This is a genomic window from Nonomuraea helvata (assembly GCF_039535785.1).
Lineage (GTDB): Bacteria > Actinomycetota > Actinomycetes > Streptosporangiales > Streptosporangiaceae > Nonomuraea > Nonomuraea helvata.
In genome coordinates this window covers 391,801-416,205 of the sequence record NZ_BAAAXV010000002.1, presented here as the reverse complement: position 1 = coordinate 416,205, position 24,405 = coordinate 391,801, and the positions used below count along the sequence as shown (strand labels likewise).

The following is a 24,405-nucleotide window of genomic DNA, read 5'->3' as shown; positions in this document are numbered from 1 at the left end:
CCGGAGGCGTTACTCGGGCTCGACGAACTGCATGTCGAGCTGGATCTTCACGGAGTCACCGAGGATGGCGAGGGCGAAGCCGAGATCGAAGTCGCTCCGGCGGATCTCGCCCTTCGCCTCGAATCCGGCATGCCTGCGTCCGTCCACGACGGAGTCCTCGACCCCGCCGAACTCGACGTCCAAGGTGACGGACCGGGTCACCTCGCCGATGGTGAGGTCGGCCTCGAAGCGCCCGAACTGGCCGCGCACCTTCGAGATGCCGAGGTGGCGGATCGGGAAGCCGACCGCCGAGTGGTACGGGTCGAGGGTCCACTGCCCGGCGGTGAGTGGCAGAGCGGTCGGGGTCGTCGCGATGGTCTTGGAAGTCATGCCCTCAAACCTGGCCCCGGCGGCGGCGCGTGGGGAGGCCGGGCTGATGCTGGCCACGCTCGCGGGGGTCGGCGTCGAGTACCTCGCGCGGCTGGAACAGGGCCGCGACCGGCATCCGTCGCCGCAGGTGCTCGGCGCGCTCGCCGACGCCCTGCGGATGTCCACCGACGAGCGTTTCCACCTCAGGCTCCTGGCGAAGGCGACCGAAGGCGGCAGCTCCTTGATCTGCCCTTCGGCCCAGCCTCCGGTCATGTGCATCCGGCCGACGGTGCGGGCGCTGATCGACAAGCTGGAACCCGTCCCGGCGGTGCTGATCAACCGGATGACGCAGCTGCTCGCGTACACCACGGGCTTCGAGCGCCTGGCCGGGCCCACCGGGCTCCTGGACGCGGCCGAGCCCAGTTTCGCGCGGTTCGTCTTCACCGACCCGCGCGCCCGCGACGTCTACCCCGACTGGGACGCCGTCGCGACCCAGCAGGTCGCCATCATCAAGTGCGCGGCCGGTCTCGGCGACCCGCACGTGGCGGCCCTCGCCGACGAGCTCACCGTCACGGCCGGCGGACCCTTCGTCGAGCTGCTCACGACGCCGGGCGTCCCCGAGCGGGCCGGCGTCCAGCGCTGGGCGCACCCTGAGGCCGGGGAGCTGCGCCTCGCGTACGAGGCCCTCGAACTCGCCGACGACCAGCGCCTGATCGCCTACCTTCCGGCGGACGAGGCGTCGTCGGCCGCGCTCGACCGCCTGACCGGCCGCCGCCTGGGCATGCTCCGCGTCGTCAACAGCTGAGCCCGATCAGCGGCGACATCGCCTGCCATAGGTGATCATCTGCCTGCGGTCACGGCTTTCAGCTCCTCGAGTGACTCCCGGATGAGCTGCGGAAAGTCCGACTGGGCGGACGTGCTGATCCAGCGTTCGAACGCGATCCTGAAGACGGCGATCCCCGCCTCGGCGGCCAGGTCGGCGGCCGGCTCGGTGACGCCGCGCCGGCGCAAGGCGTCGGCGAGCGCCGCGGACAGCCAGGAGAGCTTGATCAGCTCGCGTTCGCGGAGTTCGGCGTTCGCGGCGATGATGGCATGACGCTGCCGGGCGTAGTCGCGTCGCTCCTGAAGCAGCGCGGCGCCGGCCTCGATGGCTCCGGCGATCGCGTCGATCGGGGCCGCGGAGTCAGGCGCGCCGGCGACGGCGTCCACGAAATGCTGCTGCAGCGTGCGGGAGCCCCAGAACAGCACCTCGCGCTTGTCGGCGAAGTGCCGGAAGAACGTGCGCTCCGTCAGCCCCGCGCGCTTGGCGATCTCCGCCACCGTGGTCTGCTCGAACCCGCGTTCGGTGTAGAGCTCCATCGCCGCCTGCTCGAGCCGGCCCCGCGCGTTCGGCTCCCATCGACCCATGCGTCGAATCCTACCTTGATGACAGTGACTGACATCGGTGCTACTTTGATGACAGTCACTGACATCGATCGACCGCTTGGAGTACCTCTCATGCGTGTATTCGTCACCGGCGCGTCCGGGTGGATCGGCTCCGCCGTCGTACCCGAACTGATCGGCGCGGGCCACCAGGTCACCGGCCTGGCCCGCTCGGACGCCTCGGCCGCCGCCCTCGCCGCTGCCGGGGCGCAGGTGCGTCGCGGCACCCTCGACGACCTCGACGGCCTGCGGCGTGCGGCTGCCGAGTCGGACGGAGTGATCCACCTCGCGTTCAAGCACGACATCGCCTTCTCCGGGAACTACCAGGGCGCCGCCGACGCCGATCGTCTCGCTGTCGAGACCTTCGGCGAGGCCCTCGCGGGCTCTGGCCGGCCGCTCGTCATCGCCTCCGGCATACTCGGGCTCGCGACGGGGCGGGTGGCCACCGAACGGGACGGGCGCGACCACGACCCGTCGGCTGGGCCGAGCGGCGGCCCGCAGGGTCGGCTGGCCACCGCGCAGCTGACGCTCGCCCTCGCCTCCCGCGACGTCCGCTCGTCCGTCGTGCGACTCGCCCCGACGGTGCACGGCGAAGGAGACAACGGCTTCATGGCGGCCCTGGTCGGCATCGCCCGCGACAAGGGTGTCTCCGGTTACATCGGGGACGGGTCCAGCCGCTGGCCCGCCGTGCACCAGCTCGATGCCGCACACCTGTTCCGCCTGGCGCTGGAGCAGGCCCCGGCGGGGTCGGTGCTGCACGGGACCGCGGACGAGGGCGTGCCGATCCGTGACATCGCCGAGGTGATCGGCCGCCACCTCAACCTGCCGGTGGTCTCGATCCCGCGCGAGTCCGCGGGCGAGCACTTCGGCTGGCTGGGCGGCTTCCTCGCGAGCGACAGCCCGGCCTCGAGCACGCTGACCCGGGAGTCGCTGGGATGGCGGCCGGCGCATCCCGGGCTCATCGACGACCTCGACAAAGGCCACTACTTCAACGACACATCCGCCGCCTGATCAAGACGCCGGAGCCCTTGGAGCGCTAACCCAGCAGCTGGGTGAGCTTCAGCACCAGCTCGTACACGCCGAAGGCGAAGGGCAGACCGACCCAGGCCCACGCCAGCACCATCAGAGCGGTCCGCCTCGAGGTCATCGCGCCTGCCCTTCCACCGCCAGCCGCTCGGCGGGCTTCTCGTGGTACTTCTCGCTCACCGGCCGGATCAGCTCGTTGGCGACCAGCCCCACCGCCAGCAGCCCGATCATGATGTAGAGGGAGGTGGTGTAGAGCGCGGGGCCGGACCTGCCCGCCGCCTTCTGCGCGTCGGCGACGGCGTTCACGATGAGCGGGCCGAGCACGCCGGCGGTGGACCACGCGGTGAGCAGGCGGCCGTGGATCGCGCCGACCTGGAAGGTGCCGAACAGGTCCTTCAGGTACGCCGGGACCGTCGCGAAGCCGCCGCCGTAGAAGGACAGGATGCCCAGCGCGCACAGGATGAACAGCGGCTTCGAGGAGTTGCCCGCCAGCGCGATCACCAGGTAGAGCAGCGCGCCCACGCCCAGGTAGACGCGGTACATGTTCTTGCGCCCGATCACGTCCGAGGTGGACGACCAGACGAAGCGGCCGGTCATGTTCGCCAGCGACAGCAGCGCCACGAATCCTGCGGCCGCCCCCACGGCGACCGGCGTGGCCGTGCCGGCGAAGAAGTCCTTGATCATGGGCGCGGCCTTCTCCAGGATCCCGATGCCCGCGGTGACGTTGCAGCACAGCACGATCCACAGGCAGTAGAACTGCGGGGTGCGGATCGCGTTGCGGGCCGAGACGTCCGCGTCGGTGATCAGCGGCCGGGCCGCGACCGCGGGCGGCGTCCACCCGCGCGGCGACCAGCCCTCCGGCGGGACGCGTACCAGCAGCACGCCCATCGACATGAAGACCGCGTAGACCACGCCGTGCACCAGGAACGTGGTGGCGATCCCGCCCGTGCTCGTGCCGAACGACTCCAGCATCTGCGCCGACCACGGCGAGGCGATGAGAGCCCCGCCGCCGAACCCCATGATCGCGATGCCGGTGGCCATGCCAGGCCGGTCGGGGAACCACTTGATCAGCGTGGAGACGGGGGAGATGTAGCCGATGCCGAGCCCGATCCCGCCCACGAACCCGTACCCGAGCACCACCAGCCAGTACTGCCGGGTGGCCACGCCCAGCGCGGACAGCAGGAACCCGGAGGAGAAGCAGGACATCGAGACGAACATCGCCCACCGCGGCCCGTTGCGCTCCACCAGCGTGCCGCCGAAGGCCGCTGACAGGCCGAGCATGACGATGCCCAGTTGAAACGGCAGGGCGCTCTGCGTGCCCGACAGCTGGAGCACCGACTCCAGCGGGGGCTTGAACACGCTCCACGCGTACGCCTGCCCGATCGCCAGGTGGACGGAGAGCGCCGCGGGCGGCACCAGCCACCGGCTCCAGCCCGGGTCCGCCACGATGCGGGAACGGTCGAGGAATCTTGTCGCCACCTGTCACGCGTACCACATACCGTATGCAGTACTGGAGCTCCTTACGGCGAGCGGTCAGAAATCAGCGACGAACGGCCTCTTGCTCCTTCAGTCCCGCGGTGGTGAACCCGCTGACGAAGCGCCGCTGCATGAACGGGAACAAGAGCAGCACGGGCAGCAGACAGATCACCGCTCCGGCCGCGATGAGGTTGTTGAGCGGAAGACCCTGCTGGTTGACGTAGCCGGCGGCCATCGCCAGGAGCGGGGGAGCGGTGCGGTCAGCGGGCCTGCGCGAGTCTGGTCAGCAGGGCGGTGATCCGTTCGCCCGCGGCACGCGTCCCACCCGAGGTCAGCGCCGACCCCATGCCGCAGGCCACGGCGCCCGCCGCGATCCACTCAGGTGCGTTGTCGAGAGTCACGCCCCCGGTGGGGATCGCGGGCACCTGCGGCAGCGCCGCCCGCACGTCCCGCAGCCAGGACGGCGACACCGCGGACGCCGGGAAGATCTTCACCGCGTCCGCCCCCTCCTCCAGGGCCTGCACGATCTCGGTCGGCGTCGAGACACCAGGGAAGACCGGGACGCCGTACCGATGGCCGGTGCGGATGACCTCGCGGTGCAGGTTGGGCGAGACCAGGAAGCGCGCACCGGCCTCCACGGCGGCGCGGGCCGCCGCGCCGTCCAGCACGGTGCCCGCGCCGACCAGCGCCTCGGGCCGCCGCTCGGTGACCGCCGCCACGGCGGCGAGGGCGCGCGGCGTCGTGAGCGCCACCTCGACGGCCCTCAGCCCGGCGTCCAGCACGGCCTCGGCGGCGGCCACCGCCTCATCGGGCCCTGAGGTCCTGACGATCCCGAACACCCGCTGCTCGGTGACGGCCCGGACGATCTCCCAGCGGAACATGACTCCCCTTCGCAGGATGACGACGTGCGCCCTCATCCTGTCGCGGGTCCCTGCGCTCCAGGCCATCGCCCCCACTGAAGGGTCGCAGAGTCGAGATCGCTACTCTATGTGATAAATAGGTAGCAGTAAGTCACACCGGGGGTTCTTGTGAAGATCGCGTGCGTTGGGGCCGGGCCCGCCGGCCTGTACTTCTCGATCCTGATGAAACGGACCGATCCGGCCCATGACATCACCGTCTACGAGCGCAATCCGGCCGGATCGACGTACGGCTGGGGTGTGACGTACTGGGACGAACTCCTGAGCAACCTGTACTTCGCCGATCCCGAATCCGCCCAGATCGTCAGGGAGAACTCCATCCGCTGGGACAGCTGGGTCGCCTACATCCACGAACGGGCCACGGTGACGGCGAACGACTCGGACGTCGGTTACGGCATCGGCCGGCACCAGTTGCTGGCCATCCTGGCCGAGCGGGCCCGTTCCCTCGGCGTGCGCATCGAGTACGAGCACGAGATCACCCACGAGGACGAACTGGCCGGCGCCGACCTCATCGTGGCCGGCGACGGCATCAACAGCACCCTGCGCGAACGCCACGCCACCCACTTCGGCACCCAGACCACCCTCGGCCGCAACAAATACATGTGGCTCGGCACCACCAAAGCCTTCGACTCCTTCCTGTTCGCCTTCGTCGAAACCGACCACGGCTGGATCTGGTGCTACGGCTACCCCTACAGCCACGACCACAGCACCGGCGTCATCGAATGCTCCCCCGAAACCTGGAAAGGACTCGGCCTCCACCAGACCCACGAAGCCGACAGCCTGGCCCTGCTGGAAAAACTCTTCGCCGACATCCTCGACGGCCACCCCCTCCTCGGCCGGGCACTCAACGACGGCAGCGCACACTGGCTGAACTTCCGCACCCTGACCAACCGCACCTGGCACCGCGGCAACCTCGCCCTCGTCGGCGACGCCGCACACACCACCCACTACTCCATCGGCGCAGGCACCGCCCTCGCCCTCGGAGACGCCGCCTTCCTGGCCCACTCCCTGTATCAGGACGACCGGCTGGAGGCCGCCCTGGCCCGCTACGACCGGCGACGCAGAGCCGAGATCAGACGCATCCAACGAGCGGCCCACTACAGCGCCCAGTGGTACGAGAACCTGCCGCGCTACATGGACCTCTCGCCGCTGGAGATGTTCACGCTGCTGGGCAAGCGGCATTCGCGGCTGCTCCCGCACATCCCGCCGCGGCTGTACTACCAGGTCGGGCATGCGATCGAACGACTCCCGTCGCCGGGCGTCTTCCGGCGCGGCTCGAAGGCCAGATGAGACGTTTCGCCTCACGAGCGCGGGCGGCGGCTATCTCCACAGGTAGTCGTAGCGCGTCGGGGCCGGGTTGACGACGACCTCGCCGTCGCGGACCCGCCATTCGCTCTGCCCGTCCACCTCGTGGAAGGCGAAGAACAGGCCGCAGACCCGGTCGTCGTCATCATCGGTCGCGGGGAGCGCGGCGATCCGGCGTACCTGGTCGAGCACCTCGCCGACTTCGTGCGCGCGGACGGCGCGGGCGTAGCAGGCGGCGTCCAGCCAGCCTCCGTCGGGGAAGGCCCAGCCCTGGGCCTCGCCCTGGCCGATGATGCGTTCGGCCGCCGGCCGCTGTCCGTGGAACTCCAGCCAGCCGCGCAGATAGACCCAGGTGCCCATGATCCGATGATGGCAGGACTTACCGGACGAGCGAGACTTATGATCATGATCAGTGGGTCACCCGACAGGCGTAACCGTCACCATCCCACCGGAGATCACACGATGCCCGCTCAGCAGCCCCTCACCTACGACGCGTTCGTCGAACTCGCCACCGCCGACCCCGCCGTCGTCGGCCTCGTCCTCAAGGGCTCCCACGCCCACGACGACATGATCACCGAGCACTCCGACCACGACCTGTACGTCGTCCTCGCCGACAGCGCGGCAACGGATCTCACCCGGTTCACCGGCCACCGCACTCCCGAGCTCGACCTCGTCATCATCCGCCTCGCCGAGTTCCGCGCGGCCGGGATGCCCGGCTTCGAGCGCTACGCCCTCGCCCGCGCCAGGGTGGTGCTCGACCGGCTCGACGGAGACATCGCCCGGATCCTGGCCGCCAAGGCACGGCTCGACGCCGATGAGGCGTTCCGGGATGCCGATGAATGGCTCGACGCCTATGCCAACTCCCTCTACCGCTCCGTCAAGAACGACCGCGACGGGCACGTGCTCGCCGCCCGCCTCGACGCCGCCGACAGCCTCCGGTTCCTGCTGGAGCTGCTCTTCGCCCTCGACCGCCGCCCCCGCCCCTACAACAAGTACCTGGAATGGGAGCTGGCCCGGTACCCGCTGCCCGGCTGGGACACCGGCATGCTGCTGGACGCACTGGACCGCATCTCGCGAACGGGTGAGGTGTCCTTGCAGCAGAGCCTCTTCGCCCAGGTCGAGGCGGCGGCCCGGACCGCCGGGCACGGTGCGGTCCTGGACGCATGGGGCGAGGACCTCGACCTGATGCGACCGCGGAGGGCGAACGTGGACGCCATTACTTGACGGCGCCGCTGGTGATGCCCGAGATGATCTTCCGTTGGGCGACGGCGAAGACCACGACCAGCGGCAGGCTCATCAGGATCACGTACGCGAAGATCAGGTGCCAGTTGTTGAGGTAGAGCCCGGCACTGGCCACGCGGAAGAGGTTGAGCGGCAGCGTGTCCAGCCGCCCGCCGATGACGAAGAAGGCGTAGAAGACGTCGTTCCAGACGTACAGGCAGACCAGGATGGTGGCCGTGGCCAGCACCGGGCGCAGCAGCGGGAGCACGACCAGCCAGAAGACCCTGAACGGGCTCGCGCCGTCGAGCTGCGCCGCCTCTTCGAGCGAGTCGGGGATGGTACGCACGAAGCCGGTGACGAAGAAGATCACCGTGGACAGGTAGATGCCCATGTAGACGCCGATCATCCCGACCGCGGTCCCGGCCAGGCCGAGCTGGCGCAGCAGCAGGACGACGGTGACGACGGCGGGCGGGAGCACGATCCCGCTGATCGCCAGCGCGTACAGCACGGCGTTGATCCGCGTGGCGCGCCGGGCCAGGATCCAGGCCGCCATCGACCCGAACAGCAGCACCCCCACCACCGACGGCACCACGACGAGCAGGCTGCCCAGCGTCGCCTGCAGCACCTTGCCGTCGACCCACACCTGGCCCAGGTTCTCCAGGAGGTGCCACTGGGACGGCAGCGACAGGTCCGGCTGGAGCGCCTCGCCCTGCGACTTGCCGGCCGTCACCAGCACCAGCCAGAGCGGGACGCCGATGGACGCCGCCACGAGGACGAGCGCGACGACCGGCTGCAGTCTCCGCCAGAGAATCAGGTTGCTCACAGGACCTCCTCCCGCTTGCGCAGGACGTAGATGACGGGGAAGGCCATGAGTGCCACCAGCAGGAAGAGCACCAGGCTCATCGTCGTGGCCTGCGCGAACAGCCCCTGCCCGAAGGTGCGGTAGATGAAGATGTTGAGGATCTCCGTCGTACGGGCGGGGCCGCCGCCGGTGGTGGCCTGGGCGACGTCGAACCCGTTCATCGAGCCCAGCAGCGCCGTGGCGACGTTGAACGTGATCGCGGGAGCCAGCAGCGGGAAGCGGACCGTCCAGAACGTACGCCACCGCGACGCCCCGTCGATGTGGGCGGCCTCCACGATGTCCTCCGGGACGGTTTTCAGTCCGGCCAGGTAGATGAGCATCGACAGCCCCATCCACTTCCACGCGTGGATCAGCGCGACCACCACGATCGTCCAGGTGGTGTCGCCGAGCCAGGTGTAGTCGATCCCGAGGAGCCGGTTCAGGCCGCCGGTGGGCTTGAGCAGTGCCTGGAAGATGTAGCCGACGGCCAGCGCGGACATCAGCACGGGGATGAGGAAGAACACCCTGGCCACCCGGTTGACCAGGGTGTCGCGCTCCAGCAGCACGGCCAGGCCGAAGCCGAACGCGTTCTGGAAGACCGCCACCAGCACCGCGTACACCACCGTGACCCGCAGCGACCGGAACAGCGTGCCGTTGGAGGCGAGGTCGGTGAAGTTCTCCAGCCCCACCGGACGGATCGAGCTCTTGAAGCCCGACCAGTCGGTGAAGGCGTAGACGAAGTTGAACACCGTCGGCAGGAAGAAGAACACCAGCAGGATGGCGAACGCCGGGGCCATGAACCACATGGGGTGCGTGCGTCGGCGGACGATCGGACGTCCGCGGGTCGTGGTGCGCCGGGGCGCGGTCTGCCGCGCGGGGGTGGTGGTCAGCACGTGGGGACTCCTCAGAAACCGCTCGCCCCGGCCGCCTTGGCGAGCTGGGCGAACTGGTCCTGCGTGGCCGAGGCGACCTTCTCGGGCGTCAGAGTCCCGTTGATCATGTCGGCCAGGTTCAGGTACAGGTCGGGGTTGGCCACCGCGAGCGCCTGCATGGACCCGACGGCGGTGGGCAGCGAGGCGTGCACGTCGAGCAGCGCCTGCGGCACGCCCGCCGGGCTGGGCACGGACGGCTCCAGGGAGACGGTGTTGCGGTCGGCGACGAAGTCCTTGTAGCCGGGTCCCATCCAGTACGCCAGGAGCTGCCGCGCCGCGGCCTCCCGCTTGGCGTCACCGGTCTTGAACGCCACCAGCGCGTTGGACTGGTCGGGGATGAACGTGCCGACGTTCCCCGACGGCGAGATCGGGAAGAAGCCGATCTTCTTGTTCAGCGTCGCGGTGTCGGCCGAGGCCTGCAGCTGCCCGAAGAACGAGTTCACCTGCACGACCATGGCGGCCTTGCCGCCCAGCAGCGCCGCGCCCTGGTCCTCGAACTTCGCCGTCCTGATGTCGGAGTTGAACAGCCCCTCGTCGATCAGCGACTTGTACGTCTTGATCGCCCCGACCACGGTCGGGTCGGTGAACTTCTCCTTGCCGGTGTTGACCCGCTCCCACAGGCCGTCCTTGGCCGCGTCCGCGAGCTGGACCTGCACCCACCACTGGGTCGCCCACTTGTCGCCGGCCATCTCGAAGAACGGGGTGACGCCCTTGCCCTTGAGCGTGCGCGCCAGCTTCACCATCTCGTCGAAGTTCTTCGGCGTACTGGTGATCTTGTTGGCGGCGAAGACCTCCTTGTTGTAGTAGACGCCTTCGACCGCGGGGCTCGTGACGAGGGCCGCGTACCGGGTGCCGTCCAGGATGCCGGTGATGTCCTTCAGGTCCGGCGACAGCTGCGACAGCCACGGCGCGTCGTTCAGCGGCTGGAGGTTGGCCTTGGCGTTGATCGCGGTCAGCATGGACGCCGTCGGCTGCCAGAACGCCAGGTCCGGCTTGTCGCCGGTGGCGACCTTGGTCTGGATGCCCTGCTCGTACGGGTCCGGGATGGTCACGACCTCGACCGTCGCGCCCGTCGCCTTCTGGAACCCGGCGATGACCGCCTTGGGCACGGTGTTGCTGTTCTGCGCGGCCCAGATCGTCAGCTTGACGCCGTCGAGCTTCGCGGACGGGTCGGCCCAGGTGGCGGGGGCGGCCGAGGTTGAGGAGGAGGTCTCGACCGAGGGGTCGCTGCACGCGGCGAGCCCGAGCGCGAGCGTCGCCGCGGCGGCGGCGGCCGTCCATTTCGTCTTCATGGTGGTCTCTTTCATGAGGCGGTGCGGATGCGGAGGATCCGGGCGGAGAGGGGCTCCTCGCCGCGGGATGTGAGCGTCAACACGCCAGGGCCGGGCTTCCAGTCGTGATCCCAGTCCGGCAGGTGCCGCGGGTAAAGGACGTCGATCTCGACCGCACGGCCCGCCAGATGGGGCAGGTCGAGCCGTACGGACCACGCATCGTCCCGCCGCCAGACGCCGGCGTATGTGGTGTCGCCGGAACGGAGTCCCAGCGCGAGCGCGCCGTCGTCCCAGCGCGGCAGCCCGAGCGGCCACAGCGGCGTCGCGCGGGCCAGGTCCGCGCGGATCTCCTTGTGGACGCGTACGGCGTCGCGGACGGAGTCGAGCTGCGCGGCGCTCATCCCGTCCAGGTGGCCGGACAGGTAGAGCCGCCCCAGCATGCCGGTGCAGAGCGCGAAGGCGATCTCCTCGTCCGACATGTCGGGCTGCGGGTACGCCCAGCTCGCCGACTGCTCCGGCAGCACCGACATCGGCGCCGCCACCGCGATCGGCGGGTAGAGCCGGAAGTCCTGCTGGTCGCTGGTGGACTGCAGGTGCAGCCTGGACAGCATCGCGTAGTCCATGCGCATGGCGCCGGACGCGCAGTTCTCCAGGGTGAGCCCGGGGTGGCGATCGAGCACGCCGTCCAGCCAGGCCAGGTGGGCCCGGTTGCAGGCCAGCAGCCCATCGCCGGCGCTGTCGGCGTCCAGGTCGGTGCCCGCTCCCGGGTCGATGTTGTAGTCGAGCTTGAAGTAGCCGACGCCCAGCTCCTCCACCAGCCGGTCCACGACCTGGTCCAGGTGCGCGACCGCGCGGGGATGGCGCAGGTCGAGGTGGTAGCGGCCGTTCTCGACCAGGCGCACGCCGCCGCGCTGCAGGAATGCCTCCGGCGGCAGCTTGTCCGCCATGGGGCTGCGTACCCCGATCACCTCGGGCTCCAGCCACAGGCCCGGCACCATGCCGTGCTCACGGATGCGGCCGAGCACCTCCTTGATGCCGCGCGGGAAGCGCGTCTGCGACGGCTGCCACTCGCCGACGCTGTCCCACCAGAAGCCGTCCTCGTCGTACCAGCCGGCGTCCACGCAGAACACCTCGGCTCCCGCGGCCGCGGCGGCGTCGATCAGCGGCAGCAGCTTGGCCGTGGTCGGGTCGCCCAACAGCGTGTTCATGTAGTCGTTGAACACCACCGGCAGCCGCTCCCGGTCGGGATGCGGCCGGACGATGGCCCGCCGGTGCGCGGTCAGCGCCGCGGCCGCCCCTTCCAGGCCCTCGCCGGACACCGCGACCGACACCGGCACCGTGGTGAACGACTCCCCGGGCGCGAGCCGATGCTGCCACTGGTGATCGATGTCGGTCGGCCCCAGCAGCGCGACGTACGGGCCGTCGAGCCGCTCGCCGACCTCCCAGCGCCAGGGGCCGTTGTGCTCGATCTGCCACAGCCACGCCTGCCCGCTGTCGCGGTCGATCAGGCCGCCCGTGGGCAGGTGGGCGCCGGTCGACCAGGTGCCCGTCCCGACGACCGCGAGCCGGCCGCGGCCGTCCTGGCCGTGCAGGGACAGGTGCAGATCAGGTACGGCCTGCCCGCGCAGCGGCTCGCGGACCCAGCGGCTCTCGCCCAGCCACTCGTTGTCGGCCCGCACCACGTCGGAGGAGTCCACCGAGCCGGCGAAGGCGGCGGCGAACGACGTGACGCCCAGCAGCAGCGCCGGAGCCTGGCCGCGGTTGGTCACCCGCGTCCACGCCTGGAACGCGGCCACCCCGTCCGCCGAGCGGAGGAACACCTCGGCGTCCAGCCCGCTCTCCGCGTCGTGCAGGTGCACCCGCAGGAGGTGCCACGGCCCGTCCGTGCTCTGGTCACAGCCCAGGTAGGCGAGGCGCCGGCCGACGGCCGTCTGGGAGAAGCGGTGTGAGGAGTGCGCCCGTCCGGTGCCGGGGAGCAGCAGCTCCACCAGCGGCTGCGTCGCCCGGGGCCGGTGCGCGGTGGCGGTGTCGCCGCGTGACAGCGACCGCATGCCGACCGGGCCGTCGGGTGAGACGTCGAGCACGACCCGAAGACTCGGGTGGCCCCAGACGACGCTGGTGTTCATGGATCTCCCTTGCTTGATCTTGCTGAGCGGTGCTTGCTCTAGCCGAGTGGTGCGGCGATCTGGATGCGGTCGATGTCGGGTGCGTACTTGGTGGAGGCGTTGCCGAACGTGATCGTGTTAGCTCCGGCGGCCAGTGTGACGTCCACCACCGTGGTGCGGTAGTTCGACCAGCCCAGCGTGTTGCGGAAGTAGTGCCGGACGGTCGAGCCGCCGTTGACCGCGATGTCGGCGTAACGGTCGACGATGTTGGTGTTGTAGTTGCTCGCGCCCTCGCCCAGCTCGCCGTTGGCGTACGTGACGACCATGCGGTAGCGGCCGGCCGACGGGACGGTGACGTTGTTGAAGCGCAGCGTGTTGGCCGCCCCGGCGCCGACGTAGCCGACGTAGCCGCCGCCCGAGGCGGCCGAGTTGGACGACACCCTGGCGGCACCACCCAGCGTGTTGGCGCCGGACTCGGCCTCGTACGCGGTGATCGTGCCCGAGGACGACGCCACGTCGATGTAGTCGAGCTGGGCCGCGCCCACCTCCAGGCGGTTGATGCCCGCGGTCAGGAACACCTTGGCGGTGACGGTGTTCCAGCCCGTGGCGGCGGGCAGGGTCACGTCGGTCAGGTCGGAGCCGTTGAGCCGCAGCCTGACCGTGCGGGAGGCGCCGCCGTCTCCTGGGGCCGAGTAGCGCAGGCCGACGTTGTAGTAGCCGTCCGTGGGGGCCGTGACCACGAACCGGGTGCTCCCGTCCACGGAGGAGACCTGGCCGTACGTGATCGAGCCCGACAGGTCGGCGAACTCCGCCTCATAGCGGGAGCCGCTGGTCGCGGCCTTGGCCGGGGTCACGACCACGTGGTAGGCCGAGGAGCCCTTGAGCCCGGTGAGCGGGATCGTGACCTGGCCGCTCGCGGGGGTGAAGTCGGCCTCGGTGAGCTTGTACGGGCCGGGGGAGGGGTTCAGCCCGGTGTCGTCCACGCCCCAGACGGTGGCGTGGACCGGAGTGCCCAGCGCGCTCGGGATGCCCTTGACGACCAGGTTCGTGTCGTACGTGCCGCTCGCCGGGTTGTTCCCGCCGAAGATCACCCTGGCCTGCTTCTTGGCCTGGTCGAACGCGGCCAGTCCCTGGAGCGAGCCGCTCGCCGCCGGTGGGGTGACGGCCACGGTGCCGCCGGTCAGCTCGCCGTACCACTTGTACAGCCACCAGCCGCCGGTCGCCTGGTTGTTCCTGGTGACCAGGTCGTTCAGCCCCCCGGCCGTCGTCCAGTACGCCAGGCAGCCGTCGACCTTGCTGTTCTCGAACTTGGCCACGAACTGCACCAGATTGCCCGGCACGCCCAGGTCGCCCGACGACCGGCCGTACTCGTTGATCGTGATGCTTCTGGGGGAGATGCCGAGGCTCGACTCGATGGCCCGGTAGTCGGAGTAGTGCGCGTTCCAGCTCGTGAAGAAGTCGTTGCCCAGCTCGTGCCACGTGGTGACGTCGGGCAGCACGGCGTTGTCCCGCGCGAACTGCAGGAACGTGCGCAGATCGGCCGAGCGGTAGCTCGCGAAGTTGGGGCCGGCGATGCGGGCGCCGGGGTCGATGGAGCGGATCCGGCGGTAGACGGTCCTGTAGTCGTTCATGAAGCCGGTCAGGTTGCCGCCGTACCAGATCTGGTCGGGCTCGTTGAACGGGACGTACACGTACGAGGCGCGGTACGGGTCGGCGACGACCTTCCTGACCATGGTGTCGACCTTGGCCAGGTAGTCGTTGATGCCGAGGTTCTCGTACGGCCACTGCTTGTAGACATCCTGCATGTAGATCTGGATGTCGCGGCCGCCGGCGCGCTTGAACATGGGGGCGATCTTGAGCGCGTCACCGTTCGGGTGCTGCAGGCCGTCGGGGGCCTTCTGGGCGGTGACCTGGGGCTTGAGGGCGGCCAGCATGGTCTCGTTCGGGATGCCCTCGTCGCCGAGCCCGTACAGGAAGCCGGTGGCGCCGTACCGCAGGGCGCCGGTCTGGGTGGCGAGGTCGACGACGAGCTGGGACGCGGCCTGGGCGGGGGCGGCAGGCGTGACAGCGGTCACCATGACCACCGCCAGCACCGCTGACCAGGCATTTTTCCTCCTCATGACGGGACTACCTCCTTGCGTGCTCGGGCGTTTTCGCGCCCTCGGGGGGACGTGGAGGTGCATGGATGTGACCGGTCACATTTCCTTGAAGCCTGAGTGTGACCGCTCACATTGACGAGGAAAAGACCCTGTTACCAGGTTGTTACGAGGAAGTCTCAGGCGAGCGCTTGGTAGGCGGCCGTGGCCAGGCGCGTCGTCGAGGACCGCATGGCCGCACTGGAACGGACCGGCGCTCGCCTGTTCGTCGAACGCCTGCGCCTGGAGTGGCGCCCCGGGACGCCGATCGCCGAGCCGAGCGGGCGCCTGACGTTCCGGCCGGTCCGCGACACCGAGGAGATCCTCTCCCTGATGACCCAGGTCCTGGACGGCACGCTCGACGCGCACAGCCGCGAGGACCTGGCCCGGATGTCCGCCCGCGAGGCGGCCGTCACCCACTACGAGGACGAACTCGCGCACTACCGGAGCCCGCAGGACTGGTGGCGGGTCGCGACGCTGCCGGACGGCGAGCCGGTGGGGTTCGTCACCCCGGCCCGCAACGACTACAACCCCATCATCGGCTACCTCGCCGTACTGCCCGCACACCGGGGCAACGGCTACATCGACGACATCCTCGCCGAAGGCACCCGTGTCCTCGCCGCGCAGGACGTTCCCCGCATCCGGGCGGCCACGGACCTCGGCAACGCTCCCATGGCGAACGCCTTCCGACGCGCCGGATACGTCAACGTCGAACGCACGATCAACATGACCTGGAAATGAGCCGGAAAAATGGTTGTACGGTACGCCATCCGGGCTGATAGCGTTCCGGTCACCGTGACACCACACCAGGAGGTGAGACCCATGAACGCTGTATCGATGTGGGTGCTCCCCTCGTCGTCACGGTCGGGCGATTGACGTAGGTGTCGCCGGGAGCGCCTGGACAAGGCACTCCGAAAGGCAACACCTATGAATTCTGCGCATTTCACTTCGGGCCCCGTAGTGATCACGCGGGTCGCCGAGAGCCAATGGCACGCCGTGGAGGACGACCGGACGGTCGGCCGCGGCGACGTCTCCCGCAGGCCCGACGGACGGATCTTCATCAGCATCGACGCGTGGCACGACACGGTCTTCGACCGACTCGCCGAGGCCATGCTGCCGGACCTGCCGAAGCCGCTGCACACGGTGGTCGACGAGACCGATCTCGACCTGATGTCGAACTGGGAGCGAGCCGGCTTCACGGCCCGCCGCCGCGAGTGGGACTACGTCGTGCCCACCGACCCGAAGGTCACGGGACTCGGATCGGTGCCACCGCCGTCAGGCGTGACGCTGCTCGGCGTAGGCGAGGCGGAGGAGGGCCCGCTGCGCACGTTGGACCGCGTGATCCGCGACGAGGTCGAGGCTGCCGTCGGATGGCGGGAGATGCCGGCTGAGATGCTGCCCCGCCTGGATGGCGCCACCCTGCGCGACCCGTCGAAGTACGCGGCGGCGGCACAGTCCGGTGAATACGTGGGACTGCTCCGGCTGGCGACCATGACCAGGCGGCCGCGGATCGGGCTGATCGCGGTCCGGCGCGACCGGCAGCGCCGCGGCATCGCTCGAGCGCTGCTCGCCCACGTGCTGAGCGGACTGCACCGAGGCGGGATCGAAACGGCATCGGCCGAGGTGAACGAGTCCAACGGGGCGGCCACGGCGCTGTTCGAGGGCATCGGCGCCCGGCGTGCGGGCAGCAACCTGGAGTTGGTGCTCCGCTGACGTCCCCTATATCAACGACCTCAGGGAGGAGTGCGAGAAACATGCCAAGAACATCGAACGGCATCGAAGTAGAAGGCACCGTGGTCGAGTGTCTGCGGAACGCCACCTTCAGGGTGGAACTGGAGAACGGGCACAAGGTGCTGGCGCACATCAGCGGGAAGATCCGGAAGAACTACATCAAGATCCTTCCGTTTGACCGGGTGCTCGTGGAGCTCAGCCCGTACGACCTCAACCGGGGGCGGATCATGTACCGCTACCGCACGTAGCGACGGGCGAGGGCCGCGCGTTCTCGACATGCCCGCCGGCGTGAGCCGCGCCGGGGACCCCTCCGGCGCGGCTCACGAGTCCTTTCAGAGTTTCAGACCCATCAGCAGCGGGTCGTGGTCGGAGGAGCGGAAGGCGTCGGGTGCGTACAGGTAGGGCGGGTTGAACTCGGTGTTGTAGTCCATGAACCGGCCCTCGTCGGCGTTGACGTGCCAGATCGTGGCGCCGGTCACCAGCTTGCGCGCGCCCTTGTCGGCCAGCGCGTGGTCGAGCTCACCCGACAGGCCGCCGAACACGTAGCTGTAGCGGTCGTCCTTCTTGACGTACTTCTTGCTCAGGCTGGTCAGGCCGCCGTCCTCGAAGGTGTGGATCGGGTCCTCCTCGCCGTAGGCGTTGATGTCGCCGAGGACGAGCGCGTTCTTCAGCTGGAGGCTGTCGATCAGGGCCAGCACGGCCTTGGCCTGCTTGACGCGCTTGGCGTTGTAGCAGCTCTGGCCGTCGCCCTGGTCGGCGTCGTCACCCGAGGCCGTCCCGTCGCCGTCGGTGCAGCCCTTGGACTTGAAGTGGTTCACCAGCACGGTGAAGGTCTTCCCGGTCCCGTCGGCCTTGCCGAAGGTCTGCACGAGCGGCGGCCGGTTGAAGATCGGGTCGGACGACGACCGCGCCGCGCCGATCGGGGTGACCTTGGCCGGCTGGTAGATCAGCGCGGTCTGGATGAGGTCGGTGCCCGGGTTGGGGTGCGTGATCGCCTTGTACGTGCCGGCGCCCGCCTTGGCGTTGAGCGCGTCGACCAGGGTGTTGAGCGCCACGTTGTCGTTGCGCTCGACCTCCATCAGCCCGGCCACGGCCGGGTTGAGCGTGGTGATGTTGGCGACCAGCTTGGCGAGCTGGCGGTCCCGCTCCGCGGCGGTGGTGGCGCCGCGGGACTTGAGCGTGGTGAACCAGTTGAGCGTGTTGAGGCTGGCCACCCGGATGTCGCCGCCGACCTTCGCGGGCTGGGCGCGGCGGGGGTTCTCGGCCTTGATGACCACCGGTGCGGTCGGCTGGACGCGGTAGGCGTCGAAGCCGTACGTGAGGACGCCCGTCAGGTCCTTCACCTCGTCGCCGATCCGGACGGAGTTCGAGCCCTCCGTGTGGTACGGCAGCGTGGGCGGGTTCTGCACGGTCGAGCCGTCGTCGAGCAGGATGGCGCGCCGCGCGTCCTTGTCGGTGTTGACCTTCTTGCGGTCGGTGGGCTGCCACAGCCGGGCGCCGCCGGCGAGGGTGATCTCGCCGAACCTGGCCAGGTTGTAGATCTCGGAGACGGCGAGGTCGCGGTCGAAGGTGACGAGCATGCCTTCGTAGCGCTCGAGGGTGGTGTCCTTCTTGAGCGGCAGCTTCACCCTGGTCGGCTTGATCGTGCCGGTGCCGCAGACGTTCACCGCGGTGGCCGGCGAGATCTCGGTGAGGCCGTTGTACTCGATCGCCTTGCCGGAGACGAGGACCCGGTCACCGGGCTTGACCGGCGAGGAGGAGTACACGAACAGGCCCTCGGAGGTCGCCGGGTCGGCGTCGGGCGTGGGCGCCTGCAGGTAGAAGCCGCCGAACTGGCCCGTGCCCTGGAAGGCGGCGGTGACGACGCCCTCGACGCGGACGTTCTGACCGTTGGCCGGGCTGGTCTCGCCGCTGCCCTGCACCTGCGAGATCTGGTGCGTGGGCGCGGTGTCGCAGCTCTCGGTGGGCGTGGGGGTCGGCGTCGGCGAGGGCGTGGGGGTCACCGTCGGCGTGGGCGTCGGGCTTGCCGTCGGGGACGGGTCGCCGCCGCCGCAGGGGGCCGAGGCGGTGGCGCCGTTGCGGGGCGCGGGGGCCGCGGCCTCGAAGTCGGCGGCGTTGTCGTCGGTGTCGGCGCAGCCGCCGCTCTTACGGAACGCGCCGGTGGCGTTGGTGAGCGCGGGAGCGGGAGAGGTCTCGGAGAAGTTCGCGGTGCCGTACCCGACCAGGTCGGCCAGCAGCGCGAGCTGGTCCGCGGAGCAGGCGGTGGAGGAGCCGTTGCAGGCCAGGCCGTCGCTCGAGCGGACCAGCGCCACCTTGCCCGCGGTGCCGCTCATGTTGATGGCGCCGACGTTGTCGGGCTGGGGGAGCGCGCCGCTGGGAGTGGTGCCGGCGGCGAGCTGCACGAGGTGGTACTGGCCGGGGGCCAGGGTGCCGGAGAGGTCGGCCTTGTTGGAGGCGAAGTTCCCGGTGCCGGCGGCGCTGGTGTACTGCACGGACCAGCCGTCCAGTGACACGGGGGCGCCGCTGCGGTTGAACAGCTCGACGTAGTCGTTGCTGAAGGGGGCGCCGGAGTTGCCTCCTCCGCCGTAGACCTGGCTGATGACCACGGTTCCGGGGGTCGCGGCCACGGAGGGTGAGGACAGGGCTGCGATCGAACCGGCGACGACGCCGGCCGCAACGAGGACCGCTAAGGCCCGGGACTGAACACGCATGCGGGGGAGCGTAAACCGACAAACGCCGGAAAACCCATATAAGACATGGACGAGTTATGAAATTTCAAATATTGACATTGAACAGTGATCCTCGCCTGACACCCCGTTCAGCAGGCGGCCAGGGTGTCGCGCCACACCTCGTCCAGCGCCATCTGGGTGGCGCCGGTGAGTACGGTGCCCTCGGCCAGCTCCGACAGCTCCACGCTCGGCGGGGTGAGGGTCAGGTCTTCGAGGTGCCGCGCGATCGCGTCCAGCAGGACCGCGCCGGCTCGGGCGATGCCACCGCCGATCACTATGGCGTGCGGGGAGAGCACGAGAACGGCGGGTGCGATCGCCTCGGCGAAGACGGCGGCGACCTGGTCGACGACCTCGGCGGCGACCGGGTCACCCGCGGCGGCGGCCGCGAAGACGGCGGCCGCGTCCGTCGCACGGGCGAGCCCGGACTGCGGATGCTCCGCGGCGCTGCGGCGGGCGAGATCGACGATCGCCTCGGCGCCGATCGCGCGCTCCAACGGCCCACGGCCGTCGCCGGTCGAGCCGGGAAGGTCGCCGGCGGGACGGATGAAGCCGATCTCCCCGGCCTGTCCCGCGCCCCGATGCAGCCGCCCGTCGATGACGACCCCGGCTCCGAGCCGCTCACCCCACTGGACCGCGAGCAGGGTGCCCGAGCCGGTGCGCTGGTGTGCCGCCGCCAGCGCGGCCAGGTTCGCGTCGTTCTCCACCGTGACCGGACACCTGAAACGGGCCCGCAGGTGGCCGACGAGGTCGATCTCCGACCAGCCCGGCACGCTCGGCGCGAACAGCACCCGGCCGGTGCCCGCCTCGACGATGCCCGGGGTCCCCGCGGTGACCGCCGTGATCTGTTCGGCGGCCAGGCCGGCCGTCGCCAGCGCCTCGCCCGCTGTCTCGTCGACCGCCTCGAGCAGGTGCCGGGCGTCGCGCCGACGGACCGTCCGGCGGATCACGGCGAGGCGCTCACCGGCGAGGTCGGTGATGCCCGCCGTGACGGTGTGCGGCCCGAGGTCGAGGCCGAGTACGGGCGCCGCCCGGCCGTTCAGTGAGAACCGCGTCGCCGGTCTGCCCACCGTGGCCGGCTGCGGCGCGTGCTGCCGCAGCCAGCCGGCGGCCAGCAGATCCTCCACCGCCTGGGCGACCGTCGGGCGGGTGAGCTCGGTCAGCTGGGCGAGTTCGGCCAACCGCACCGGCTCGGGCGCGCACTGCCGGACGGCGTCGAGCACCGCGGCCCGGTTCATCCTGCGCAGCACCGGCGTGCCCGCCGGCCGCTCCTCCTTCATCCGCGCTCCCATCCGGGGTCTTGACCTACCGGTCGCCTACGGCTGAGTATATTTCGTAAAGTGTTTACGTAAAGTCTTTACATAATTGGTGCCCCTGCACGCCCCCTCGGAGGTGGCCGCCGATGACCCGTTCCCGCGAACCCCGAAGCCCCGTCCCGCTCTTACCGCGACCCCTGGTGGCGCTCGCCGTCCTGCTCTCGATGCTCGCCGCCCCCTTCGTCCATCAGCCCGGCGCGGCGGCCGACACGCCCGCAGAGCCGGCGTCCGCCGGGCTCGCCGGTCCGGCGGCGCAGGCCCTGGAACGCCTGATCGGAACATCGCGCGCCAAGCAGGTCACCCTGCGCACGCTCGACAAGGGCGCGGGCCGGGACCGGTTCGAGGTGTACGCCGACAAGGGCCGCCTCGTCGTCGCCGGTACGACCCCCGCGGTCCAGCTGACCGGCTTCGGCTCCTACCTGCGCCAGGTGGCCCACGCCGACATCTCGATCAACGGCTCCCAGACCGACCTGCCCCAGCGCCTCCCGTTGCCCACGGCCCCCATCGCCAGGGACTCGTCGGTGGATCACCGCTTCGCACTCAACGACACCAACCAGGGCTACGCGGGCGCGTACCTGAGCTGGACGGAGTGGCAGCGGCGGATCGACGTCCTGGCCCTGCACGGCATCAACGAGGTGCTCGTCTACGAGGGCCAGGAGGCCGTCTACCAGCGCACCTTCATGGAGTTCGGCTACTCCGACCAGGAGATGCGCCAGTGGATCCCGCAGCCGGGCCACCAGTCCTGGTGGCTGCTGCAGAACATGTGCTGCACCGACAGCCCGATCTCCCAGCACCTCATCGACCAGCGGATCGGGCTCGGCCGCAAGATGGCCGACCGCCTGCGTTCGCTGGGCATGGTCCCCGTGCTGCCCGGCTATTTCGGCACCGTGCCGACCGACTTCAAGACCCGCAACCCGGGCGCCAACACGGTCCCGCAGGGCACCTGGAACCAGCTCGAACGCCCCCACTGGCTCGACCCGACGAATCCCGTCTTCGAGCGCGTCGCGGCCACGTTCTACCGGGTGCAGAACGAGCTGTTCGGCTCCAGCACGATGTACAAGATGGACCTGCTGCACGAAGGCGGCACGGCCGGAACGGTCAACGTCGCGCAGGCGTCACAGGCGGTGCAGCGGGCGCTGAACGCCGCCCACCCCGATGCGCTGTGGACGATCCTGGGCTGGCAGAGCAACCCGCTGCCGGCGACGCTCCAGGCCATCGACCGCACCAAGATGTTCATCGTCGACGGCATCAGCGAGGAACCCGGCATCACCGACCGGGACAAGGACTTCTTCGGCACTGGGTACGCGTTCGGCACCATCTGGAACTTCGGCGGCCATGTCAATCTCGGCGCCCGGTTGACCGTGTGGAACGAGAAGTTCCACGCCTGGCGTGACAAGCCCCGCACGGCGCTGAACGGCATCGCGGTGATGCCCGAGGCCATCGACAACAACCCGGCCGCGGTCGCGTTCTTCGCCGACCTGCCGTGGCAGGACGGCCCGGTCGACATGCGGCAATGGTTCGCCGACTACGCCACGGCCCGGTACGGCGGCGACGATCCCCATGCCAAGGCGGCCTGGCAGATCCTCCTCGACACCGTCTACAGCTGGCCCGCCGGCGCCGACAGCCGGCACGTCACCGGCCTGTACGACGACGAGCCCGGCCTGGCGAACACCGGCTACCCGCTGCCGTACGACATCGCCGCCTTCGACCGGGCGCTCGACGAGCTGCTCCAGGTGGACCGGCGGCTGCGCGGCTCCGGCGCCTACCGCTACGACCTCGTCGACGTCGCACGGCAGGTGCTGGCCAACCACAGCCGGCTGCGGCTGCCCGAGATCCGCGCCGCCTACCGGGCCAAGGACCTCGACCGCTTCGAGCGCCTCACCGGCCAGTGGATGGACCAGATGCGGCTGATGGATCGGCTGCTCGGCACCGACGAGAACTTCCTGCTCGGGGTCTGGCAGAAGGAGGCCCGCCGGCAGGCCGCCACCCCGGCCGAGGCGGCGACCCTGGACTACAACCTCAAGTCGCTGGTCACGCTCTGGGCCACCGGCGCCCGTCTGCAGGACTACGCCCGCAGGGAGATGAACGGCCTCGTCGGGCAGTACTACGCCAAGCGGTGGCAGCTCTTCTTCGACCACCTGAAGACCGCGCTGCGCTCGGGCAAGGAGTACCCCGAGCCGATCGACTGGCTCGCCGTCGCCCAGGACTGGGCGAAAGCCGGCACCAAGCTGGCCTCCGAACCGAGCGGCGACTTCTACCGCGAGGCGAGCCGGGTGGCGGCGCTGCCGGACGGCGCGGTGACCGTCGGGGTCGACCGCAAGGGCGTCAAGCCGGGCGAGACGGTGCAGGTCACCGCCGTGTTCACCAACGACAACACGCTGCGGCCCACCGGCAAGGTCACGCTCCGGCCCGACGTCCCACGCGGGTTCCAGGTGCGGGCCACCTCACCGAGCCGCGCCGACCAGGTCGCCCCGCTCGGCAAGCTCACCGCCACGTGGACGGTGACCGTCCCTGCCGACCAGGCCCCGGGCGACACCCTGGCGCTGGACGTCACCGCCTCCTGGCGATCCGGCGACGCCGACCGGCAGGACCGGGCCTCGACCCGCCTGCTGATCGCCGGAGCCGTGCCCGCGTCGTACCGGACGATGGCCAACGTGCCGGCCGAGTTCGCGCCCACCGGCGACGGCGTCGCGATCGCGGCGGGCGGTGCGGATCTGTGGCGGGAGACCAACGAGCTGGCCACCGCCTACCGCAAGGGCGCCCTGGCCGACGGGCAGCAGCTCGCGAGCACGGTGCTGCGCGAGGACGGCTCGTCGGAGTGGACCCGGGCCGGGCTGGTGGTGAGCAACGACCTGGCCACCCCCGGCTCCACCGGCTACGCGAACATCGCCGTCACTCCGGGTCACGGCTGCGTGTTCAGCTGGGACTCCGACGGCAACGGGCAGTTCGACTCGTACGCGGAAGTGGGCGGGTTCGCACCACCGGTGCAGGTGCGCATCGGCAGGTCCGGCGACCGGCTCACCGGCTCGTGCAGCAGCGACGGCAGGAACTGGTCGCTGGTCGGGTCGGCCCGCGTCCCGGGCACCGGCGCCGCGCTCGACGCCGGCCTGTTCGTCAGCGCGGCCAACCGCCACACCGGCCAGCAGGCGGTCGCCACGCTGACCGATCCGGCACCGGCCCCGTCGACTGCCCGCGACGGCGCGGGGGACACGCTGCAGAGCCTCCGCAAGCCGGTCACCGCGCTGAGCTGGGAGCCGAACCGGGGTCCAGAGCACGCGAACGACGGCAACCGGGCCAACTCGCCCTACTTCGCCAGCCAGCTGATCTGGGACACCACCTGGTGGCAGGTCGATCTGGGCGCGGTCAACGACATCTCACGCGTCAACGTACGCAACTATGTCGGGGGCGGGCGTTACTACGAGTACCGGCTGGAAGGCAGCCTCGACGGCACCACCTGGTACACCCTCGGCGGCCGCCAAGGCGCCCGGGCCGTGACCGACGCCGGGGACACCATGACCACCGAGGCCAAGGCCCGGTATGTCCGGGTGGTCGGCACCCACAACAGCGCCAACCTGTCGTTCCACCTCACCGAGGTCAGCGTGTACGGGACGCCGCAGCAGTGACCCGCGCGGA

Annotated in this window: 22 protein-coding genes; 8 read left to right on the top strand and 14 right to left on the bottom strand. The window is 70.1% G+C overall.

Features of this window, described 5'->3' with window-relative positions; all coding sequences use genetic code 11:
- Positions 1-9: 9 nt before the first annotated feature.
- Positions 10-369, bottom strand: a complete 360-nt coding sequence (locus tag ABD830_RS17800) for a YceI family protein (protein ID WP_344988403.1) — start codon at positions 367-369, stop codon at positions 10-12.
- On the opposite strand from ABD830_RS17800, the gene ABD830_RS17795 reads away from it, so the two are divergent.
- Positions 368-1,153, top strand: coding sequence for a helix-turn-helix domain-containing protein (locus ABD830_RS17795; protein ID WP_344988401.1), 786 nt, complete (start codon positions 368-370; stop codon positions 1,151-1,153). The two genes, ABD830_RS17800 and ABD830_RS17795, sit on opposite strands and share 2 nt — an antisense overlap.
- A 35-nt stretch (positions 1,154-1,188) precedes the next feature.
- Here ABD830_RS17795 and ABD830_RS17790 read toward each other — a convergent pair whose 3' ends face one another.
- Positions 1,189-1,755: a TetR family transcriptional regulator gene (locus ABD830_RS17790; protein WP_344988399.1), complete on the bottom strand. Its 567-nt coding sequence runs from the start codon at positions 1,753-1,755 to the stop codon at positions 1,189-1,191.
- Between the two features lie 90 nt (positions 1,756-1,845).
- On the opposite strand from ABD830_RS17790, the gene ABD830_RS17785 reads away from it, so the two are divergent.
- Positions 1,846-2,781 carry an SDR family oxidoreductase gene (locus ABD830_RS17785; protein WP_344988397.1) on the top strand — a complete coding sequence of 312 codons (936 nt, stop codon included), beginning with the start codon at positions 1,846-1,848 and terminating at the stop codon, positions 2,779-2,781.
- 25 nt (positions 2,782-2,806) lie between these two features.
- Here ABD830_RS17785 and ABD830_RS54270 read toward each other — a convergent pair whose 3' ends face one another.
- The 4 genes from ABD830_RS54270 to ABD830_RS17770 all read right to left on the bottom strand — a co-directional run bounded on the left by ABD830_RS54270 (position 2,807) and on the right by ABD830_RS17770 (position 5,153).
- A complete protein-coding gene (locus ABD830_RS54270; protein WP_425567094.1) occupies positions 2,807-2,917 on the bottom strand; it encodes an MFS transporter small subunit in 111 nt (36 codons plus the stop codon).
- Positions 2,914-4,275, bottom strand: a complete 1,362-nt coding sequence (locus ABD830_RS17780) for an L-lactate MFS transporter (protein ID WP_344988395.1) — start codon at positions 4,273-4,275, stop codon at positions 2,914-2,916. The genes ABD830_RS54270 and ABD830_RS17780 overlap by 4 nt, the downstream gene beginning before the upstream one ends.
- Before the next feature lie 61 nt (positions 4,276-4,336).
- Entirely contained in the window at positions 4,337-4,507 is a 171-nt protein-coding gene (locus ABD830_RS17775; protein ID WP_344988393.1) for a hypothetical protein, read from the bottom strand.
- A gap of 25 nt (positions 4,508-4,532) precedes the next feature.
- Positions 4,533-5,153, bottom strand: coding sequence for a bifunctional 4-hydroxy-2-oxoglutarate aldolase/2-dehydro-3-deoxy-phosphogluconate aldolase (locus ABD830_RS17770; protein ID WP_344988391.1), 621 nt, complete (start codon positions 5,151-5,153; stop codon positions 4,533-4,535).
- A gap of 201 nt (positions 5,154-5,354) precedes the next feature.
- On the opposite strand from ABD830_RS17770, the gene ABD830_RS17765 reads away from it, so the two are divergent.
- Complete coding sequence (locus ABD830_RS17765) at positions 5,355-6,479, top strand: FAD-dependent monooxygenase (RefSeq protein ID WP_344988389.1); 1,125 nt, start codon at positions 5,355-5,357, stop codon at positions 6,477-6,479.
- A gap of 30 nt (positions 6,480-6,509) precedes the next feature.
- On the opposite strand, the gene ABD830_RS17760 is transcribed toward ABD830_RS17765, so the two are convergent.
- Complete coding sequence (locus ABD830_RS17760; protein WP_344988387.1) at positions 6,510-6,854, bottom strand: hypothetical protein; 345 nt, start codon at positions 6,852-6,854, stop codon at positions 6,510-6,512.
- Positions 6,855-6,956: 102 nt separating this feature from the next.
- Here ABD830_RS17760 and ABD830_RS17755 point away from each other — a divergent pair, with 102 nt between their 5' ends.
- Entirely contained in the window at positions 6,957-7,718 is a 762-nt protein-coding gene (locus ABD830_RS17755; RefSeq protein WP_344988385.1) for a hypothetical protein, read from the top strand.
- Here ABD830_RS17755 and ABD830_RS17750 read toward each other — a convergent pair.
- From ABD830_RS17750 to ABD830_RS17730, 5 genes are read right to left on the bottom strand one after another with little or no spacing between them, the layout of a single operon-like run.
- Positions 7,711-8,538 carry a carbohydrate ABC transporter permease gene (locus tag ABD830_RS17750; RefSeq protein ID WP_344988383.1) on the bottom strand — a complete coding sequence of 276 codons (828 nt, stop codon included), beginning with the start codon at positions 8,536-8,538 and terminating at the stop codon, positions 7,711-7,713. The two genes, ABD830_RS17755 and ABD830_RS17750, sit on opposite strands and share 8 nt — an antisense overlap.
- Positions 8,535-9,449, bottom strand: a complete 915-nt coding sequence (locus tag ABD830_RS17745) for a carbohydrate ABC transporter permease (RefSeq protein ID WP_344988381.1) — start codon at positions 9,447-9,449, stop codon at positions 8,535-8,537. The genes ABD830_RS17750 and ABD830_RS17745 overlap by 4 nt, the downstream gene beginning before the upstream one ends.
- A gap of 11 nt (positions 9,450-9,460) precedes the next feature.
- Positions 9,461-10,780 carry an ABC transporter substrate-binding protein gene (locus tag ABD830_RS17740; RefSeq protein ID WP_344988379.1) on the bottom strand — a complete coding sequence of 440 codons (1,320 nt, stop codon included), beginning with the start codon at positions 10,778-10,780 and terminating at the stop codon, positions 9,461-9,463.
- 11 nt (positions 10,781-10,791) lie between these two features.
- On the bottom strand, positions 10,792-12,885 hold the full coding sequence (locus tag ABD830_RS17735) for a glycoside hydrolase family 36 protein (protein WP_344988377.1): 2,094 nt from the start codon (positions 12,883-12,885) through the stop codon (positions 10,792-10,794).
- A gap of 38 nt (positions 12,886-12,923) precedes the next feature.
- Positions 12,924-14,984, bottom strand: coding sequence for a carbohydrate-binding protein (locus tag ABD830_RS17730; protein WP_344988375.1), 2,061 nt, complete (start codon positions 14,982-14,984; stop codon positions 12,924-12,926).
- Between the two features lie 180 nt (positions 14,985-15,164).
- Here ABD830_RS17730 and ABD830_RS17725 point away from each other — a divergent pair, with 180 nt between their 5' ends.
- The 3 genes from ABD830_RS17725 (at position 15,165) to infA (ending at position 16,978) form a co-directional block, all read left to right on the top strand.
- A complete protein-coding gene (locus tag ABD830_RS17725; RefSeq protein ID WP_378520940.1) occupies positions 15,165-15,740 on the top strand; it encodes a GNAT family N-acetyltransferase in 576 nt (191 codons plus the stop codon).
- 186 nt (positions 15,741-15,926) lie between these two features.
- The gene (locus ABD830_RS17720; RefSeq protein WP_344988373.1) at positions 15,927-16,712 is read left to right on the top strand and encodes a GNAT family N-acetyltransferase; all 786 of its coding nucleotides are present in this window, start codon (positions 15,927-15,929) and stop codon (positions 16,710-16,712) included.
- A gap of 41 nt (positions 16,713-16,753) precedes the next feature.
- The gene (gene infA / locus ABD830_RS17715; protein WP_344988371.1) at positions 16,754-16,978 is read left to right on the top strand and encodes a translation initiation factor IF-1; all 225 of its coding nucleotides are present in this window, start codon (positions 16,754-16,756) and stop codon (positions 16,976-16,978) included.
- A gap of 84 nt (positions 16,979-17,062) precedes the next feature.
- On the opposite strand, the gene ABD830_RS17710 is transcribed toward infA, so the two are convergent.
- Together ABD830_RS17710 and ABD830_RS17705 are read right to left on the bottom strand one after the other, a co-directional pair.
- Positions 17,063-19,441, bottom strand: coding sequence for an ExeM/NucH family extracellular endonuclease (locus tag ABD830_RS17710; RefSeq protein ID WP_344988369.1), 2,379 nt, complete (start codon positions 19,439-19,441; stop codon positions 17,063-17,065).
- 107 nt (positions 19,442-19,548) lie between these two features.
- On the bottom strand, positions 19,549-20,736 hold the full coding sequence (locus ABD830_RS17705; RefSeq protein ID WP_344988367.1) for an ROK family transcriptional regulator: 1,188 nt from the start codon (positions 20,734-20,736) through the stop codon (positions 19,549-19,551).
- Positions 20,737-20,858: 122 nt separating this feature from the next.
- Here ABD830_RS17705 and ABD830_RS17700 point away from each other — a divergent pair, with 122 nt between their 5' ends.
- The gene (locus ABD830_RS17700; protein ID WP_344988365.1) at positions 20,859-24,395 is read left to right on the top strand and encodes an alpha-N-acetylglucosaminidase TIM-barrel domain-containing protein; all 3,537 of its coding nucleotides are present in this window, start codon (positions 20,859-20,861) and stop codon (positions 24,393-24,395) included.
- Positions 24,396-24,405: the final 10 nt, after the last annotated feature.